General features: G+C 70.4%; 16 protein-coding genes. 12 read left to right on the top strand and 4 right to left on the bottom strand.

Going from position 1 to position 17,227, the window contains the following annotated elements; all coding sequences use genetic code 11:
• The 8 genes from KOI47_RS34310 to KOI47_RS34275 all read left to right on the top strand — a co-directional run bounded on the left by KOI47_RS34310 (position 1) and on the right by KOI47_RS34275 (position 7,373).
• Positions 1–1,152 carry a C1 family peptidase gene (locus KOI47_RS34310; RefSeq protein WP_216211762.1) on the top strand — a complete coding sequence of 384 codons (1,152 nt, stop codon included), beginning with the start codon at positions 1–3 and terminating at the stop codon, positions 1,150–1,152.
• Positions 1,153–1,170: 18 nt separating this feature from the next.
• Positions 1,171–1,692 carry a hypothetical protein gene (locus tag KOI47_RS34305; protein WP_216211757.1) on the top strand — a complete coding sequence of 174 codons (522 nt, stop codon included), beginning with the start codon at positions 1,171–1,173 and terminating at the stop codon, positions 1,690–1,692.
• 20 nt (positions 1,693–1,712) lie between these two features.
• Positions 1,713–2,141, top strand: coding sequence for a protease inhibitor I42 family protein (locus KOI47_RS34300; protein WP_332461435.1), 429 nt, complete (start codon positions 1,713–1,715; stop codon positions 2,139–2,141).
• A 105-nt stretch (positions 2,142–2,246) separates the two neighbouring features.
• Positions 2,247–2,855 (top strand): RNA polymerase sigma factor, encoded by a 609-nt coding sequence (locus KOI47_RS34295; protein WP_216211751.1) that lies wholly within the window; start codon positions 2,247–2,249, stop codon positions 2,853–2,855.
• The gene (locus KOI47_RS34290; protein ID WP_216211749.1) at positions 2,852–3,325 is read left to right on the top strand and encodes a carboxypeptidase regulatory-like domain-containing protein; all 474 of its coding nucleotides are present in this window, start codon (positions 2,852–2,854) and stop codon (positions 3,323–3,325) included. Before KOI47_RS34295 ends, KOI47_RS34290 begins: the two co-directional genes overlap by 4 nt.
• Positions 3,326–3,565: 240 nt before the next feature.
• The gene (locus tag KOI47_RS34285; protein ID WP_232376957.1) at positions 3,566–5,980 is read left to right on the top strand and encodes a CHAT domain-containing protein; all 2,415 of its coding nucleotides are present in this window, start codon (positions 3,566–3,568) and stop codon (positions 5,978–5,980) included.
• Between the two features lie 306 nt (positions 5,981–6,286).
• On the top strand, positions 6,287–7,165 hold the full coding sequence (locus KOI47_RS34280; protein WP_216211743.1) for a helix-turn-helix domain-containing protein: 879 nt from the start codon (positions 6,287–6,289) through the stop codon (positions 7,163–7,165).
• Between the two features lie 16 nt (positions 7,166–7,181).
• On the top strand, positions 7,182–7,373 hold the full coding sequence (locus tag KOI47_RS34275) for a DUF397 domain-containing protein (protein ID WP_216211741.1): 192 nt from the start codon (positions 7,182–7,184) through the stop codon (positions 7,371–7,373).
• A gap of 51 nt (positions 7,374–7,424) precedes the next feature.
• Here KOI47_RS34275 and KOI47_RS34270 read toward each other — a convergent pair whose 3' ends face one another.
• Positions 7,425–8,405: a hypothetical protein gene (locus tag KOI47_RS34270; protein ID WP_232376438.1), complete on the bottom strand. Its 981-nt coding sequence runs from the start codon at positions 8,403–8,405 to the stop codon at positions 7,425–7,427.
• A 167-nt stretch (positions 8,406–8,572) separates the two neighbouring features.
• Here KOI47_RS34270 and KOI47_RS34265 point away from each other — a divergent pair, with 167 nt between their 5' ends.
• The 3 genes from KOI47_RS34265 to KOI47_RS34255 are packed head-to-tail and all read left to right on the top strand — an operon-like array spanning position 8,573 to position 11,667.
• Complete coding sequence (locus KOI47_RS34265; protein WP_216211738.1) at positions 8,573–9,622, top strand: serine hydrolase domain-containing protein; 1,050 nt, start codon at positions 8,573–8,575, stop codon at positions 9,620–9,622.
• 24 nt (positions 9,623–9,646) lie between these two features.
• Complete coding sequence (locus KOI47_RS34260; RefSeq protein ID WP_216211735.1) at positions 9,647–10,321, top strand: response regulator transcription factor; 675 nt, start codon at positions 9,647–9,649, stop codon at positions 10,319–10,321.
• A complete protein-coding gene (locus KOI47_RS34255; RefSeq protein WP_216211730.1) occupies positions 10,321–11,667 on the top strand; it encodes a sensor histidine kinase in 1,347 nt (448 codons plus the stop codon). The genes KOI47_RS34260 and KOI47_RS34255 overlap by 1 nt, the downstream gene beginning before the upstream one ends.
• Here KOI47_RS34255 and KOI47_RS34250 read toward each other — a convergent pair.
• Positions 11,664–13,913, bottom strand: a complete 2,250-nt coding sequence (locus KOI47_RS34250) for a (Fe-S)-binding protein (protein ID WP_216211727.1) — start codon at positions 13,911–13,913, stop codon at positions 11,664–11,666. The genes KOI47_RS34255 and KOI47_RS34250 overlap by 4 nt on opposite strands.
• A gap of 154 nt (positions 13,914–14,067) precedes the next feature.
• On the opposite strand from KOI47_RS34250, the gene KOI47_RS34245 reads away from it, so the two are divergent.
• Positions 14,068–14,628, top strand: coding sequence for a TetR/AcrR family transcriptional regulator (locus tag KOI47_RS34245; RefSeq protein WP_216211725.1), 561 nt, complete (start codon positions 14,068–14,070; stop codon positions 14,626–14,628).
• Here the strand turns inward: KOI47_RS34245 and KOI47_RS34240 are convergent.
• A complete protein-coding gene (locus tag KOI47_RS34240) occupies positions 14,615–16,468 on the bottom strand; it encodes a vWA domain-containing protein (RefSeq protein ID WP_216211721.1) in 1,854 nt (617 codons plus the stop codon). The two genes, KOI47_RS34245 and KOI47_RS34240, sit on opposite strands and share 14 nt — an antisense overlap.
• 60 nt (positions 16,469–16,528) lie before the next feature.
• A complete protein-coding gene (locus KOI47_RS34235; RefSeq protein ID WP_216211718.1) occupies positions 16,529–17,056 on the bottom strand; it encodes a YbhB/YbcL family Raf kinase inhibitor-like protein in 528 nt (175 codons plus the stop codon).
• Positions 17,057–17,227 lie beyond the last annotated feature (171 nt).

The following is a 17,227-nucleotide window of genomic DNA, read 5'->3' as shown; positions in this document are numbered from 1 at the left end:
ATGAGCCCCGACCGTTCCCAGGCGGCGGAGATCGCGGCCGTGCAGGCCGGGCTCGCCGCGCTGGGGGACCCGTGGCTCGCCGGCGAGACCATGCTGAGCAGGCTCCCGGTGGAGTCGCGGGCGGCCCGGTTGGGGGTTCCCGCGCCCGGTTCCGACGAGGTCGCCGCCCGCGCGGACCAGCCACAGCGGATGGCCGAGGCCGCCCGCCGGACCGTGGGTGAGGAGGTCGTCGCCGCGCTGGCGCCCACGCCGAACCTCCCCGAGCGGTTCGACCTGCGGAACCTGAGCGGCCGGGACTACGTCACACCGGTGAAGGACCAGGGTGAAAGCGGCTCCTGCAGCGCGTTCGGCACCATCGCTGCGCTGGAGGGCACGGCCGCCTACACCCGGAGTGCTCCGGGACTGAACCTCGACCTGTCCGAAGCGCACCTGTTCTTCGGGCACGGGGCGGAACGTGGCTTCACGAACCGGACCGGTTCGTGGCCGGACGAGTTGTTCGACGACAGCATGTCCAAAGGCGTGACGTTCGAGGACTACTTTCCGTACACCGAGGACGGTTCCGGATCGTTGCATCCGGACTGGCCGAACCGCGTCGCCAAGGTGGAGGACGTCGTGGATCTCGGCCGGAACCCGGCGGCGATCAAGCATCACATCTACGGCTACGGCCCGGTGACTGCTTGTCTCGTCGTGTACAACGACCTGTTCCACTACACCAGTGGCGTGTACCGGCACACCACCGAGGAGATCAGCGGTGGCCACTGCGTCGCGTTGATCGGGTGGGACGACACCGCGGGCTGCTGGATCGCGAAGAACTCGTGGGGAGTGGACTGGGGTGAACGCGGTTACTTCCGCATCGCCTACGGCGAGGGCTACATCGAGGACTACCCGGACCCGCGGCCGACCACGCTCGGCTGCACCGGGGTGAACCTGCGGGCCTGGCTCCCGCCGCAGCGCGCATTGCGGTTGTTTGCGACGGCGCATGACGCGAATGGATGGGCGTACCTGGAACACCTGGGATGGACGCGCCTTTCCGGGGGGTCGCACAGCACAACGAACAAACTCGCGATGCTGACCCACGCACGGGCCGGCGGACTTGCGGTCGCCCCGTTCGTCGACAACGACGAGCTGAGCATGGTCCAGATCGCGTACTAAATCCGAGGGGAGAGCACGATGCCAGCGAACGAGGCGAGCGAGAAGCCGGAGACCCGGCCTGGAAACGACGCGGACATCGCGAAGTCGGACTACTTCGAGGTACCCGACCCGGAGCAGCCGGATGCCGCCCCGCCGACACCACCCGATCTCGTCCCGCAGGGCAATCACAATCCGACGAGCACGCCGCCGCTCGCTCAGGTGCCGCAAGGCAACCACAATCCGACGAGCACGCCGCCCGCGCTGGTTCCGCGGAGCAATCACAACCCGACGGCCCCACCCGCTCCCGACCCGTGGCGTATCGGCGGCGGACCTTCGCCTGATGGCTGGTCCCGCAACCAGATGATCACGCATCTGTTCTCCTACAACGCCTCGCCCGGCGTGTGGGTGTGGGTGCATGGCACCGGCTGGAAGCGGCTCTCGCCCGCGTCGGAGTCCGGGCACAGCCACCTGCTGTTGCTGGCAGTGACGGCGAAGAACAACGGCCTGCCCGTGGACTACCACGAGGACGCGAGCGGGCAGATCGACCAGCTTCTGGTCTGAGTCGAAACAACCACAGGCTGGTGGTGGCCGGCAGTCGAGGGGGCCGCCGGCTACCACCACTCCTGAAGTCCCAGGAGGAATGTGCAGTGCTGGTCCGGTTGGCGCAGGTCGATGCGGGGAGGACGACCGAGCTGCGCGTGGGGGACACCGTGGAGCTGCGGCTCCCGGAGGTCCCCTCATCCGGTTACCGGTGGCGTTGGCGATTGCCGGAGGGGGTCCGGTTGACGGCCGACGAGCACATCGGGGCTCAGGGGCACCCTAAAGGGGGTCGGGCGGGCCAGGAGCAGGGTCCGCCTGGTCAGGGTGGGGTTCGCCGGCTGGCGCTCGACATTGTCGGCGCCGGCCGGCACCTCCTGGCAGCTGAGCTGGCGCGGCCGTGGGAGGACGGCCCGCGCCGCTCGCTGACCTTTTCCTTGCTCGCTACCGCAGCCGCTACTCCAAACGAGTGACTTATGTATTCAGTGACTACCGGCCCGGTCCTTTCCGCGAAGACCTTGGCGATACTCGCGGCACCGACTTGAGGAGATGTCGACACGCGAAGTGGGGCGGATGCGGTGACCGATGTTCGAACCGCCGAAACGGGACCTCCGTGGGAGGGCCTGCAAGGCCATGAACTGCACGCGGCATGTATGCACGCGGCCCGCGCCGGGGACCACCGGGCCCGCGACCGGCTGGTCGCCGAGCTGACTCCACTGGTGTGGCATGTCGCCCGGAGTAACGGGCTCGACCAGCATGTGGCCGAGGACGTCGTGCAGACGGTGTGGCTCGCGCTGTTCAGCAACCTGAATGAGATCAAGGAGCCGAGGACGCTCGCCGCCTGGCTGATCACCACGACCCGTAGAGAGTCCCAGCGGGCCAGCGGTGGGAAATCCCGATCCGTGCAACTGACGGACGAGATCGCCGAGACGGTACCGAGTACGCAACCGGCACCGGAGGCCGAAGCCCTGCGCGCCGACCGGGATCGCCGGATCTGGCGCGCCTTCGCCCAGCTGTCGCAGCGCTGCCAAGAGGTGCTGCGCCTGACCGTTCTCGCGGGGCGAGCAGAGTACCGCCTGGTCGCCGAAGCCCTGCGGATGCCACCCGGCAGTATCGGGCCGACCAGGGGCCGCTGCCTGAACAAGATGCGAGACCTGCTGGACATCGAAGGGGGCGGCAGCGTATGAACGAGATCGGGCCGGACGGTGCGGGCTTGCCCGATAACCGGGAACTGATGGCGAGTGTGGGCAGGCTGGTCGAGGCGGACCCACCGCCCGCCGACCTGGTGGAGCGGATCCAGTTCGCGATCGCGCTGGAGAACCTGGACGTCGAGGTCGCCCGCTGGGAACGAGCTGACCCGCTGGCCGGGGTGCGGGGCAGCGGCGAGGGCACGATCACCTTCACCGTGAGCGACCTGACCGTGATGATCAATCTGACCAAGATCGGCCGACATCATCGCATTGACGGGTGGCTGGTTCCGGCCGGGGAGTACGGGGTCGAGGTACGGGTGGCCGAGCACGGTTCGTCGTCCACCATGGCCGACGAGGGCGGGCGGTTCGTGCTGGACGAGGTTCCGAGAGGCACCACCCAGATAGTGGTGACCCTTGGTGGCGCCACCTCCTGTCGTACCGTGGTTACCCCGACCGTGGTGCTATAAGTACCCCGGCGGCTGACGCCCGACGATCACGGATGTGCTCATATAGGGCGCGTGCCCGACTCGCCGAACCACCGCTCCCGTGCCGTCGGCAACGCCGAGAGCGTGTACTGGCGCGCCAGGGCGGCCGCTGAGAACCATGGCCCCGCGGAGGCCGTACGCCTGTTCCAGCGTGCCCTGCGACAGCTCGGCCCGGCCGGGGAAAGCGATATCGATGCCTCGGCGATCCGGGCCCGGGTGCTGATGAGCCTGGCCGCCGCCGAGGCCGAGACCACCTCGATGGATGCCGGGCTGGCCCGCCTGAAGGCAGCCGAGGTCGTGCTCGGCCACCTGCCCGCCGGTGTCACCCGGCGCAGGCTCCGGGCGGTGGCCGGACTACAGCGCGCCGTGATCCTTTTCCGGGCGGGCCGCCTTGCCGAGTCCCTCAGCCTGTTCGACACCTTCCTGCCCGACCTTGATCCGGCGGACGACAACGGGATCCTGTTGCCCAGCCACCTGATGAACAGGGCGATCGTCCATCTCCTGATGAGCAACCCCGAGCGCGCCCTGACCGACCTCCAGCGCTGCCTCGAACTGGCTGTGGAGTACGGGCACAAGCGGCTGGAAGGCAAGGCGCGGCACAACCTCGGTGACCAGGCCGCCCTGGTGGGCGACATCCCGGCCGCCTTGCACCACTACGAGGAGGCCGCTCGGATCTTTGAGTCGGCGGGGCCGGGCTCGTTGCCCAAGGTGCGGCTGGACCAGGCGCGTGCTCTGCTGTCCGCGGGGCTTGCGGACGAGGCGGCGCGGCATCTGGACGAGGCGTTGCCGGAGCTGCGCCGTAACCGGGTCATGCAGGACCTCGCCGAAGCTGAGGTCGCGCGGGCGGCCGCCGCGATTCTGGACGGTGACCTCCCGATGGCCAAACGACTTGCGGGTGCCGCACGCCGTCGTTTCCTCCGCAAGGGCAATACGCGGTGGGCCGAGGTAGCCGCGTTGAGCAAGCTACGTGCCGAGGCACTTACCGCGCTGGACAGCGCGGACAGCCGCGCCGGGGCGCGCCTGCCGACCAAGCTCAGGCAGCTCGCGCAACGGCTCGCCGAGCTCGGCCTGCGGGACGAGGCCGGGGTTGCCCGGCTACTCGCTATCCGGCTGCTACTGCGCAGGGACCGGGTGGCGGCCGCGGAGGCGCTGCTGGCCGAGGTACCGAAGCCGCGCCGCACCACCCCGGTGGACCACCGGATGCTGCGCCGGTTGTGCCAGGCGGAGCTGGCGGTGGCCACCGGGAAACACCGCTCGGCACTGGCCCAGGCCAGGGCCGGGCTGACCGAGCTGGGCCTGATCCGGGACCGGATGGGCGGGCTGGACCTGCTGTCCGGAACCGCCGTGCACGGCCAGGAGCTCGGCAGGCTCGGCGTGCGGGTGGTGCTGGAAGGCGCGCGGGGGCAGGCCGGGGCGCGGCGGGTACTCGCCTGGCAGGAACGCACCAGGGCGCAGGTTTTCCGGTACGAGCCGATGCCGGTGATCGAGGACCAGGTGTTCGCCAGCCGGATCACCGAGATGCGCAGCCTGCAACGAACCGTCCAGCAGCTGCGCCTGGAGGGCAAACCCGTTGCCATGCTGGAGAAGCGCTACGCCGGGTTGCAGCGGGAGGTGAGCAGGCTGGGCTGGTACACCAGCCCGTGGGGCAAACCCCGCCCGGTGTCGGCGCCGGAGGAGGTGGCCGAACGGCTCGGCGAGCGGGCACTGGTCAGCCTGGTCCGGCAGGGTGACGCGCTGTCCGGGGTGGTGGTCCGGGATGGCCGGTTCCGGCTGGTCCGGCTCGGGCCGCTGGACGATGTCGTGGAGACCACCAAGCAGCTGCATGCCGACCTGGACGCGCTGGCCCCGGACCAGTTGCCGGAACCGCTGGCCAACGCGGTGATGAACTCCGCCCGCAAGCGGGCCGAGCGCCTGGACCAGCTGCTGCTCGCGCCGTTGCGGGAGGCGATCGGCGATCGGGAGCTGGTGATCGTGCCGATCGGCCCGCTGTACGCGCTGCCATGGCCCGCGCTGCCTTCGTTGCGTGGCCGTCCGCTCGCGGTCGCCCCTTCGGCCACCGCCTGGGTGGGTGCGGCGTCCCGGCGCGGCGAGGAGGAGCGAACGAACGATCCGGTGTTGCTGGTCGGCGGTCCCGGCGTTCCCGGCGCGGTCGGCGAGGTACGGCAGCTACGGCTGGTGTACCCGGACGCGCATCTGGTCGACAACGAGCTGGCGACAAGTACCTCGGTGCTGTCCGAGCTGCAAGGATCCCGGCTGGCGCACCTGGCCGCGCACGGCATGCACGAACCGGCCAACGCCCTGTTCTCCCGGCTGGAGCTGGTGGACGGGCCGCTGTACGCGCACGAGACCACCCGGCTCAGCCGGTTGCCGGAACGTGTGGTGCTCGCCGCCTGCGAGCTGGCGATGAGTCACACCCGCCCAGGGGAGGAACCGCTCGGCTTCGCCGGAACCCTGCTCGCCGCCGGCGCCCGCTCGGTTTTCGGTGCGGTGGCGCGGGTGGGCGACCACGCCGCGGCGCAGACCATGACCGAACTGCACCGCCTGCTGTCCGCAGGTGAGCAACCAGCCGCGGCGCTGGCCGAGGCCACTGCGGCCGAACCGCTGCGCCGCCCCTTCGTCTGCCTCGGCGCAGGCTAGGGGCACGAGGTCTGGGCGTTGACGACGACCTCGGGGCGGGCGGCACGTGGAGCCAGGGGTCGCGTCCCTTCCGGCTCGACACGTGCCACCCGCGGATGCCCGGCGCTGTGGGTCCGCCGGGCACGGCGGCGATCGTCGGCTCGCCTGCTCCGCGCCTGTACCCGTCAACCATCATGTACGCATCGTTTGATTGCAACAGCGACCATACTGAGAATTCTCAGCACCACTCAGACGGATGAACGTGAGACTGTCCGCCACTTCGTTACGCTCACCGCGTTCACCGGGACAGACCCGCAGGAGGCACGGATGAGCGACGGTCCGGTCACGGAGGCCCCAGCGCCCAGCGTTCGGCTGCGACGGATCGCCCGCGTACTGCGCGAGTGGCGTGCCCGGACCGAGTACAAGCAGGAGGATGTCGCCGCTCGGGCTGGCTGGTCCAGGGCGAAGCAGTCCAGGTTGGAGGCCGCGACCCCGCCGATCCGGCCAGCGGACGTGGTGACCCTGGCGCTGGTGTACGGCATCGACGAGGAGGAACGCGAGGCCCTGTTCAACAGCGCGCAGATTGCCCAGGCTCCGGGCTGGTGGGAGTCGGTCCAGGAGGGCGCGCTGGACGCCGACGTACTCGACTACGTGCAGCTGGAGTCGGAGGCGACGAACGTGCGCACCTTCAAATTGGACGTGGTGCCCGGACTGTTCCAGACCCGCGACTACACCGCCGCGCTGCAACATGCTTCCGTGCCGCCGCTGCCGGCGGAGGCCGAGCAGGACCGGCTGGATGCCCGGATGCATCGGCAGGGCCGGTTGACCGACGACACCCCGCTGGAGGTGGAGGCGATCCTGACCGAGGCCGTCCTGCATGTCGAGGTGGGGGGTCCGGAAGTCATGCGGCGGCAACGCGGGCGGCTGCTGGAGCTGGCCGAGCTGCCCAATGTGGAGCTACGGGTGATCCCGGCAGGTGCGGGTGCCTACCCGGCGATGAGCGTGCCGTTCAGCATCCTTGGTTTCGACGGGAGCCCGACCGACTCCGACGTCGGCTACGTGGAGCTACTCGGTCGCGGGGTGTATTTGGAACGAGCCGAGGACGTGCAGCCGTATAGCCTTGCCTTCGACAGCCTGCGGAACGTCGCGATGAGTCCACGGGAGACCGTGGAGTTCATTTCCGCGCTGCCGAGCACGACAACCTGATTCGAGTGGAGCACGTATGCCCGTTTCCGACCTGGCCGGCGCCGAGTGGCGCACGAGCAGCTACAGCGGTAGCGCTTCCAACGAGTGCGTCGAGGTCGCCCACCGCCCGCGGATCGTCGGGATCCGGGATTCCAAGGACCCCGATGGCGGCATGCTGACCGTCCCGGCCGATGGCTGGTCCGCGTTCCTGGCGGCCGTGAGGACCTGAACAACGAAGGCTGCCCCCGGGACGATCCCGGGGGCAGCCTTCGTTCGCGAGCTATCCGGTCAGCGTCGGTTCTTCCGGTCGCGATGCGGCGCGTTTCGCCGCGGCGACCACTGTGGCCACTCCCAGGCCGGTGAGCACCACCACGGTGACCAACGCGGTCAGGGTGGCGGCGTCCGGATGGATCAGCGACTGGCCGCGCATGGCCTGCCAGGTCACCACCGCCAGCAGTCCGGAGTGGCCGGCCGCGCCGACCCCGATCAGCCTGGCCCGCGTCCGCTCGTCCCGCAGCCAGCCGTATCTCCTGGCCAGCGCGCTCAGCCCGACCGCCAGCAGCAACATCACCTGGATGCCGTGCAGCCCCACGAAGTGCGGCACCCGCATATCCCCGCCCTCGGTGCTCCAGTGCAGGATCGGCAGGCCGTTGCCGTCCGGGACGCCGATCCCGTGGCCGCCCTCCATCGGCACGGTCTCGCCGCGCGCGTCGGTCACCTGCCGGGGGCCTTCGGTGTTCACCGCCACGATCCAGAACGCCAGGAACATGCCCACCGTGGAGATCGCGAGCCCGGTGCGGATCGCCATGGTCAGTGCCCGGTCTCCGGTGCGCTGGAACAGCACCAGCACCGCGATGATCAGGTTGGCCACGAAGATCCCGGGAACGCCCAGGTTGAAGATCATCTGCACGGCCTGGTTGGCCGGTTCCGCGCTGTGGTTGAAGTGGCTGAAGGTGCCGCGTGCCGCGGCGAAGGCGACCACACCGACCTCGATCACCCCGACCACGGCGAACACCGTGCCCACCCACCAGCCGAACCGCCTTGCCCTGGTGAGCCGGCTCAGCAGCCAGGCAAGGGTGGCCGCGTACACGGCGAAGGACAGGCCGAACTTCAGCGGTTTCACCCAGACCGACTCGCCGAGCAACATCCGGTCGTCCACCAGCAGGCCCACGATCGACGCCACGACCAGGGACAGCATCAGCGCGGTGTTCACCAGCAACGGCCGGTGCCAGCCGCGAGTGGTGTGCAGGACAGAAGACAAGACAGGCTCCCCAGCTCCGCTGTGAATCAGACAGCACAGAGCCTGCTCGGCACGAGCCCCGAACACACTGGGGACGGCACCGCAATCCGCGGTAGGGCCCACCCCACCGTTGTCACCCGCGGTGTTCTTGGGCTGTTCTTGGCGAGTGGTGAGCACACTCCCAGGCCATGAGACGAGCGCACTCCCTTGGCATCCGGTTGGCCGCGTCCCTCCTGGTCCTCGGCACCGTCGCCGCCTGCGGGCCATCGCTGCCACCCGTGCCGGACGGCGTCAGCACCATCTCCGGCTACGCCGAGCACCTGCGGGACACCGGCTTCAGCGGCGCCTTCCTGGCCGACCATCCGGGCGGGACTGATGCCCACGCCCTGGGCCTTGCCGACCGGAAGACGGGTACCGGTAACGAGGTGGGCACCGCCTTCGACATCGGCTCGATCGCCAAGAGCTTCACCGCCGCGGCCGTGCTGCGTCTTGTCGACGGGGGACTCCTCGGGCCGGAGACCACCCTCGGCGAACTGCTCGCCGAGGTGCCCGCGGACAAGCGGGAGATCACCGTGCGGCAACTGCTCGAACACACCTCGGGGCTGGCCGAGTACCACGACACCGAGGGCGATTTCGAGCCGATGAGCCGTGCGGCGGCGTTGCGGCGAATCCTCGGCCAGGAACTGAAGTTCCGGCCGGGTACCGGGGAGGCCTACTCCAACTCCGGCTACACCCTCGCCGCGATCCTGGTGGAGGAGGTCACCGGCAGGACGTTCACCGCCGTGGTCGGGGACCTGTTCGCCGCGGCGGGCCTGGAGCACACCGGTTTCTACGGCAGCGAGACGCTGCGCGCCATCCCGGTGGCCACCGGGTACGAGGGCTCGGTGCACGGCCGGAACAACCCGGCGTACTGGGAGCCGACCTGGGCCTTGCTCGGCGGGGGCGGGATCGCAGCCACCGTGCGCGACCTGCGCACCTGGTGGCAGGCCCTGCGGGAGTCCACTTTGCTGCGACCGGAGTCCACGCGGCTGCTGCTCGATGCCGTCGCCCCCGAGCAGACCGTGGACGGGGTGCGCGGGCGCGGCACCAGCGGGCTGAACGACTTCGGCTTCGGCGCGACCATCGTGCAGCTGGAGCGGCCGAGGGCGGTGCTCGTCGTTGCCAGTAACGCGAACTCGCCCGAGGATGAGATCACCACCGAGGTCGGCCTGGTGCTGGCGCAACTGCTTGCCGGCTGAGGCCGGGCGGCAGCTGGAGGCCCTGTGCGGATTCTTGTGGTCGACGATGAGGAGGCGCTTGCCGAGGCGATCGCCGAGGGACTCACCGACGAAGGGTTCACCGTCGACGTGGTGCACGACGGCCGGGAGGCCCTGTGGCTGGCCCGGGAGGGCAACTACAGCGCCATCGTGCTGGACGTGCTGCTGCCCGGGATGGACGGTTTCGCCGTCTGCCAGGAGCTGCGCCGGGCGGGCGGCTGGACCCCGGTGCTCATGCTCACCGTGCGCAACGCGGCACGCGACGAGCGGGACGCACTCGACCTTGGCGCCGATGACTTCCTCGGCAAGCCCTTCGACTTCTCGGTGCTGGTGGCCCGGCTGCGGGCACTGATCCGGCGGCCACGGGCGAACACCCTCCCGCCGGTGCGGGCCGGTGACCTCGAACTCGACCTCCGGCTGCGCACCTGCCGCCGGGCCGGTACCGAGATCAGCCTTTCGGCGCGGGAGTTCACGTTGCTGCACGCGCTGCTGGAACGGCCGGGCACGGTGGTGCCCCGGCACGAGCTGCGCGACCGGGTCTGGGGCTGGGACTTCGACGGCAACCCCGGCATCCTGGACGTCTACATCGGATACCTGCGCAACAAGGTGGACCGGCCGTTCGGGCTGCACACCATCCGGACCGTGCGCGGGGTCGGCTACCTGATCGAAGCCGAGCGGTGATGCGCACCCTGCGGATGCGGGTCAGCGTGGCCGCCACGCTGATCGCGGTTCTTGGGCTGGCGCTGGGCGCCTGGGCGTTCGCAGCCGCCACCGAGCACTCCCTGCGCGAACGGCTGGTGGCCGACCTCGCCACGGAGGCGGAGGCCCTCGCGCGCCGTGCTGCCGACCCGGATGCACTGCGCACCCTGGTGGACGCGCGCACCACCGAGCGGCTGCTCCGGGTCAGCCGCCCGGACGGGACTCTGCTGGCGGCCTCCCGGCACGCCGTCCGGCAGTCGGCCGACCTGGAGCGGATCGATATCCACGCCGATCCCGGCACCCCACCACCGGGACCGGGGTGGGTCACCGGCACGTCCGATTTCGCCAAGCTCGGTGCGGGATGGCTGATCCACCAGGAAAGCGGCGCGGTGCGGGTGCTGATCGCCGCCCCGCTGGCCGATGTCCAGCAGGCGGTCGGCACGGTGACGACAATCGCCGTGCTGGCCGTTCCACTGCTCGCCGCGGGTATCTGGGTGCTGGTCTGGCTGGCGCTCGGCAGGTCCCTGCGGCCGGTGGACCGGCTGCGCAGGCAGGCGGCCGAGGCCGCCGACAGCTACCCGCCGCCGCGGCTCGAGGCGACATCGGCTGGCACCGAGCTCGAAACCCTCATCGCCACCCTGGACGACCTGCTGCAACGCTCGGCCGCCGGGGTACGCAGGCAGCGCCGGTTCCTCGCCGACGCCGCACACGAACTGCTCAGCCCGCTGGCCACCCTGCGCACCACCCTCGAGGTCGCCGCGCGCCGCAACGATCCCGCCGACCTGCCCAGGGTGCTCGCGCGCAGCCTGCGGGCGCAGGGGCGGCTGGAACACACGGCGGAGCAACTGCTGACGATCGCGCGAGCCGAGGACGCAGGGGGCGGGCAACCGGCCGACCTCGACCTGGCCGCGCTGCTCCGGGAGGCGGGCACCGACCTCGCGGCGACCGGCGAGATCCCGGTACGGACCCGCGCGCCGGACTCCCTGCTGGTCACCGGGGACGAGGACGGGCTGCGGCGGCTGGTGGACAACCTGCTGCGCAACGCCGTCCGGCATGCGGGCAGCAGGGTCGACCTGCACCTGCACGCCACCCGGGACACCGCCGTCCTCGAGGTGGACGACGACGGCCCCGGGATCGCCCCGGCGAACCGCAGGGCGGTGTTCGAACCCTTCGTGCGGCTGGACGAGGCGCGGGCACGCAAGGACGGTGGTACCGGCCTCGGCCTCGCCATCGTGTACGCCATCGCCACCCAGCACGGCGGCGAGGTGACCGTGACCGACAGCCCGCTCGGCGGGGCGCGGTTCCTGGTCCGGCTACCCCGTGGCTAGACCTGCTTGCCTTCCTCGGCAGGTTCCGCCTCGTCCCCGATCTCCGGGGCCCCGGCGGGCACCGGGGCGGGGTCCTCCTTGCGCTTGACCGAGGACAGCAGCAGCTGCGCCACGTCCACGACCTCGACGTTCTCGCCTGCCTTGCCGTCGCTCTGCCGCGCGGTCACCCCGTCGTTCAGCATCACCCGGCAGAACGGGCAGCCGGTGGCGATCTTCGATGGCGCGGTGCCCAGCGCCTCGTCCACCCGGTCCACGTTGATCCGCTTGCCGATCTTCTCTTCCATCCACATCCGCGCGCCGCCCGCGCCGCAGCACATCGAGCGGTCCCCGTGCCGCGGCATCTCGCGGAACTGCGCCCCGGAGGCACCGACCAGCTCACGCGGGGCCTCGTACACCTTGTTGTGCCTGCCCAGGTAGCACGGGTCGTGGTAGGTCACGTCATCGGCGATCGGCGCCACCGGCACCAACCGCTTCTCCCGCACCAGCCGGTTCAGCAGCTGGGTGTGGTGCACCACCTGGTACTGACCGCCGAGGTCCGGGTACTCGTTGGCCAGGGTGTTGAAGCAGTGCGCACAGGTGACCACGATCTTGCGCTGCAGCGGCTCGCGGTCCTCGAACACCGAGTTCAGCACCTCGACGTTCTGCTGGGCCAGCATCTGGAACACGAACTCGTTGCCCGCCCGCCGGGCAGGGTCGCCGGTGCAGGTCTCCTCCGGGCCGAGCACGGCGTACTTGACGCCCGCGATGTGCAGCAGCTCGGCCACCGCGCGGGTGGTCTTCTTCGCCCTGTCCTCGAACGCGCCCGCGCAGCCGACCCAGAACAGGTACTCGGCATCCCCGAGGTCGCCGTCGAACACCGGCACCTCGAAGTCCAGGCCCTCGGTCCACTGCAGCCGGTCCTTGGCGTTCTGGCCCCACGGGTTGCCCTTGTTCTCCAGGTTCTTGAACATCCCGTTCAGCTCGGTCGGGAAGTTCGACTCGATCATCACCTGGTAGCGGCGCATGTCCACGATGTGGTCCACGTGCTCGATGTCGACAGGGCACTGCTCGACGCAGGCCCCGCAGGAGGTGCAGGACCACAGCACCTCGGGGTCGATCACCCCGTTCTCCTCCGGCCCGCCGACCAGCGGCCGCTCGGACTCGGCCAGCGCCAGCACGTCGATCCCGGCGTGCGGGTCGTCCCCGGTGAGCCCGATCTCCTCGCCGGTCATGTCCTTCTTGCCACCGGCGAGCAGGTACGGCGCCTTGGCGTAGGCGTGGTCGCGCAGCTGGGTGATCAGCAGCTTCGGGGACAGCGGCTTGCCGGTGTTCCACGCCGGGCACTGGGACTGGCAGCGGCCGCACTCGGTGCAGGTGGTGAAGTCCAGCCAGCCCTTCCAGCTGAAGTCCTCGACCTGACCGGCGCCGAACACGTCCTTGTCCGGGTCGGCCTCCTCGAAGTCCAGCGGCTTGCCGGCGCTCATCATCGGCTTGAGCTTGCCCAGCGCGGTGCCGCCGTCGTCCTCGCGCTTGAAGTAGATGTTGAAGAACGCGCTGAACCGGTGCCAGGCCACGCCCATGGTCATGTTCCTGGCCACCACGATCAGCCAGATCATGCCGCTCATCAGCTTGACGAAGGCCATCACCGACACCCATTCCGGCGCGGTGGGCAGGATCTCGGCCAGCGGTGCGGTCAGGAAGCTGGTCCACAGGGCAGGGTCCTCCAGCCCGGCGGCGGTCTTGAACGCCTTCACCCCGAGGATGCCGAGACCCTCGATGATCACCACGGCCTCGACGAAGTAGGCCTGCCCGAAGTTCGACCCGGCGAACCGGGACTGCCGGTCGGCACGCCGCGGGTGGTTCAGCTGGCGGATCACCGCCAGCGCGATCCCGCCGGCCACGGTGCCGATGCCCAGCAGCTCGACCAGCAGCAGCCAGATCGACCAGGAGCCGATGATCGGCCAGTGGAAGCCGGGGTCGAACACCTCGCCGTAGGCCTCGAACAGCACCAGCGAGCCGATCAGGAAGCCCCACATCACCAGCCAGTGCCACGGACCGACATGCCGGAGCCGGTTCATCCTGGTGTGTGCCGCGAACTCCTTGATCAGGGTCTTCAGCCGTGGACCGAACGGCCCGTTCCGGCTGCTGTCGGGCTGCCCGAGCCGGATCGTCTTGACCATGCGCAGGACCGTGCGGACGAACATGCTCCACGCGACGATGCTGATCGCGACTGCGATCGCGCCGAGCGTGATCTCTACAGCACCCATGGGAAACGGGGCCTTTCGTTCGGGACTTCGCGGTGGGCTGCGGGGAGCGTAACGTGCCCTACTGATGAGTAACCGATTGGCGCGGCCTAAGTCCCCCGGATGTGGTGCACACCTCGCGGTCTAATGAGACGATCGTTTCGTTATCCTGCCGATGATGAAGCGACAGCCGGACGGCCGGAAGGCGCGCGGTGAGAAGCGGCGGGCCGAGATCATCGCGGCCACCCTGCGGGTGATCGAGCGGGACGGGGTCGCCGGGGTCACGCACCGCACGGTCGCCGCCGAGGCCGGGGTGCCCACCCCCTCGACCACCTACCACTTCGCCAGCCTGGACGAGCTGCTGATCGCCACCCTGATCGCCTGCGCGCGGGATATGGCCACCGAGGTCTACTGGATGATCGACCGGGCCCGTTCACGCGGCAGCGGGGGCGCGGCCGAGGTGGCGAACCTGCTCGCCGAGGCGCTTGGCCCGCAACGCGGCCGGACCATCGCCGAGTACGAGCTGTACCTGCTGGCCTCCCGCCGCCCCGAGCTGCGCCCGGCCGCGCGCCGCTGGCTGGACGTGCTCACCTCGATGGTCCGGCACGACGACGAGATCGCCTTCAGGGTGTTCCTCGCCGGGATCGACGGGCTGCTGATCCAGGGGCTGATCGACGACGAGCCGCCCACCGCCGATGAACTCCGGCCCGTGGTGGACTACCTGCTCAAGCCGCGTTGACCCGGCGCCTGCGCAGCCACCACAGCATGCCGAGCACCCCGAGCAGCAGCGCGCCACCCCCGGCCGCCCACCACGACCAGGCCATCTCGGCCCGTTCCGGTTCGGTGCGCGCGGTCAGCGGTTCCGGCTGCCAGGCCGCCGGGTTCTCCGGCCCCGGTGGCGGCTCCTCGGGCACGCTCAGCTCCGCGTAGTCCGGTTCCGGCGCGGCCTCACCGGTCACGTGTACCTGGAGCTCGAAGGTGGGCACCTCCTCCGGGGCCGACTCCGGCCGCTCCCATACCGGGCTGAGCTTCGCCACGATGTAGTACCAGCCCGCCTGCGTCGCGTTCCTGGCCAGCTCGCCGCCATCGCGGTTGGCGTGCCGCACCCGTGGCGTGCCGACCGGCCCGAGAACCGCCTCGCCCCCATCGTGTTCGGCCGAGCGCCACCACTGCTTCCGCGCCGGTGCGCGCATCGGGTCGCGCAGCTCGGTCGCGACGGTGGCGGCGTTGCCCCGCTCGCCGCCGTGTACCCGCAGCCGGTAGGTGAGCCCCTCGCCCCAGTCCAGCCACACCTTGTAGATGCTGTACTCGCTGTAGTTCAGCTTGTCGACATAGCGACCCGATCCGGGCAGGGGTGCCGCGTTGCGGAAGGACCCGCCGCCCCAGACGATGCCAGGGTCCCCGGCCGGCTCCCGCCACGGCACCGGCTCCGACTCCGGTCCAGGCCCTTCGGCTCCGCGTACCGCCGGTTCCATGGACACGATGAGCTCGACGTTGTCCGACTTGTCCTTCTTGGCGTTGTCCCAGGTCACCTCGAGATAGTGCGGCCCGCGCGGGTCGCACCGGGTGCGCGGGGACGCCGACCAGGTCACGCTCGCCGTCTCCGGGCCGTCGAAGTTGTAGTCCCGGTATCCGCGGGCCCGCGCGCACTCCCGCAGCTGCCCGTCCACCAGCCGCAGGTCGACCTGGGACTCGACCTTGGAGCGGTCCTTGCGCACGGTGTGCACGGCGGTGAACCGGCCGGTTGCCCCCTCCGGCACGTGCACCCGGTAGTAGTGCGGGGTGGACCGGTCGATGCTGTCCTCGTACTGGCCCGGCCGCAGGTAGGGCGCGTCCTCGTCGGGCCGCTCGGACCCTGCGACGTTCTCGCCGGTGACCTCGTAGAACCGCAGGGCCCGGTCGGCGATCTCGGGCAGCAGGTCCTCCAGCGCCCCGGCCTCCGGCACGTGGTGGTAGTCCCCGCCGGTCTCCTCGGCAATGCAGTCCAGCTCGGCCCGCGCGTCCTCGTCCACCTGGAACCCGACGGTGTGCATCGCCAGCCCCACCTGGTCCCCGGCCAGCTCCTCGGCGACCTCGCACGGTTCGGGCGGGGCGCAGGTGTCCACCCCGTCGGAGATCAGCACGACCGCTCGTGGCCCCCGCTCCGGCAGCGCCCCGGCGGCCTCGGTGAGCGCGGTGCCGATCGGGGTGTACCCGCGCGGTTCGATCCGGTCCACCTCGGCGTGCAGTGCGTCCCGGTCCACCTCGCTCACCGGCCGCAACGTGCGCACGTCGGCGCAGCCCGCTTCCTTCTCCTCCGGGGTGTTGCCGGTCGCGGTGCCGTAGACCTGCAACCCCACGTGGATGTTGATCGGCAGCTGGTCGATCAGTGTGCCCATGGCGTCCTTCGCCATGTCCATCCTGGTGCGTCCGCCCTCGGTGGGCGTCGTCATCGAGCCCGAGGCGTCCAGTACGAACATCAGCGAACCCTGCACGGCCTCCGCGGCCGGTGGTTCGGCGGCCGCGGAGGCCATACCCCCGGTGAACGTGGCCACCAACGTGGCCACCACGACCGTGCGTATCGTGCGCGCGCTCCCCATGCCCCGACTCTGGCAGCGGCCGTCATCGGCTCTGTAGCGCGCGAGTAGCGCGGTGCGGCCTCAGCTCGCGTAGACCGGGGTGAGCATGGCCCGGCCCAGGGTGTGCCCGAACAGGTTGAACCCGAGGAAGGCCGGGGTGGCGGTGTCCTCGATGCCGAGGGAGTCGACGTCCACCGCGTGCACCACGAACATGTAGCGGTGCGGGCCGTGCCCTGGGGGCGGGGCCGCGCCGAGGTACCGCTGCAGGCCGCCGTCGTTCTTCAGGGTGACCGCGCCTGCCGGCAGCCCGGAACCGTCCCCCGCCCCGGTGGCCAGTTCGGTGACCGAGACCGGGATGTCGAACACCGCCCAGTGCCAGAACCCGCTCGCGGTCGGCGCGTCCGGGTCGAAGCAGGTCACCGCGAAGCTCTTGGTCTCGGCGGGGAAGCCGGACCAGGCCAGGTGCGGGGACACGTCCTCCCCGCCTGCGCCGAAGATCCCGCTGCGCTGCGGGGTCGGCAGGGTCTCGCCCTCGGCGACATCGTTGCTGCGCAGCGAGAAGCTCGGGACGTCGGGCAGGAAGTCGTACGGATTGGGTGGCTGGGGCATCGTCTGCGATCCTCCTGTCGGCGAAACGGTCCGGCCCCAGGCTAGTGCGGAGCCCGCAAGGAGACCGTGCGAGTGGGGTGGGGGGAGCATCAGGGAGGAATCGGGGGTTCACCCGGATGTCGCGTGGGTGCGCGGGCCTTAGCGTTTCCGGGAGAGAAACCTGACAGGGGA

The organism is Amycolatopsis aidingensis (genome assembly GCF_018885265.1).
In the GTDB taxonomy this organism is placed as follows: Bacteria; Actinomycetota; Actinomycetes; order Mycobacteriales; family Pseudonocardiaceae; genus Amycolatopsis; species Amycolatopsis aidingensis.
Note: the sequence above shows the minus strand (reverse complement) of the source record. Positions and strands in the feature narration are given on the sequence as shown.

Bases quoted from the DNA above. Each gene is read 5' to 3' on its own strand.
- KOI47_RS34310 (WP_216211762.1), top strand. From the start codon at position 1: ATGAGCCCCGACCGTTCCCAGGCGGCGGAGATCGCGGCCGTGCAGGCC.
- KOI47_RS34305 (WP_216211757.1), top strand. From the start codon at position 1,171: ATGCCAGCGAACGAGGCGAGCGAGAAGCCGGAGACCCGGCCTGGAAAC.
- KOI47_RS34290 (WP_216211749.1), top strand. From the start codon at position 2,852: ATGAACGAGATCGGGCCGGACGGTGCGGGCTTGCCCGATAACCGGGAA.
- KOI47_RS34285 (WP_232376957.1), top strand. From the start codon at position 3,566: ATGAGCCTGGCCGCCGCCGAGGCCGAGACCACCTCGATGGATGCCGGG.
- KOI47_RS34280 (WP_216211743.1), top strand. From the start codon at position 6,287: ATGAGCGACGGTCCGGTCACGGAGGCCCCAGCGCCCAGCGTTCGGCTG.
- KOI47_RS34275 (WP_216211741.1), top strand. From the start codon at position 7,182: ATGCCCGTTTCCGACCTGGCCGGCGCCGAGTGGCGCACGAGCAGCTAC.
- KOI47_RS34265 (WP_216211738.1), top strand. From the start codon at position 8,573: ATGAGACGAGCGCACTCCCTTGGCATCCGGTTGGCCGCGTCCCTCCTG.
- KOI47_RS34255 (WP_216211730.1), top strand. From the start codon at position 10,321: ATGCGCACCCTGCGGATGCGGGTCAGCGTGGCCGCCACGCTGATCGCG.
- KOI47_RS34250 (WP_216211727.1), bottom strand. From the start codon at position 13,913: ATGGGTGCTGTAGAGATCACGCTCGGCGCGATCGCAGTCGCGATCAGC.
- KOI47_RS34245 (WP_216211725.1), top strand. From the start codon at position 14,068: ATGAAGCGACAGCCGGACGGCCGGAAGGCGCGCGGTGAGAAGCGGCGG.
- KOI47_RS34240 (WP_216211721.1), bottom strand. From the start codon at position 16,468: ATGGGGAGCGCGCGCACGATACGCACGGTCGTGGTGGCCACGTTGGTG.
- KOI47_RS34235 (WP_216211718.1), bottom strand. From the start codon at position 17,056: ATGCCCCAGCCACCCAATCCGTACGACTTCCTGCCCGACGTCCCGAGC.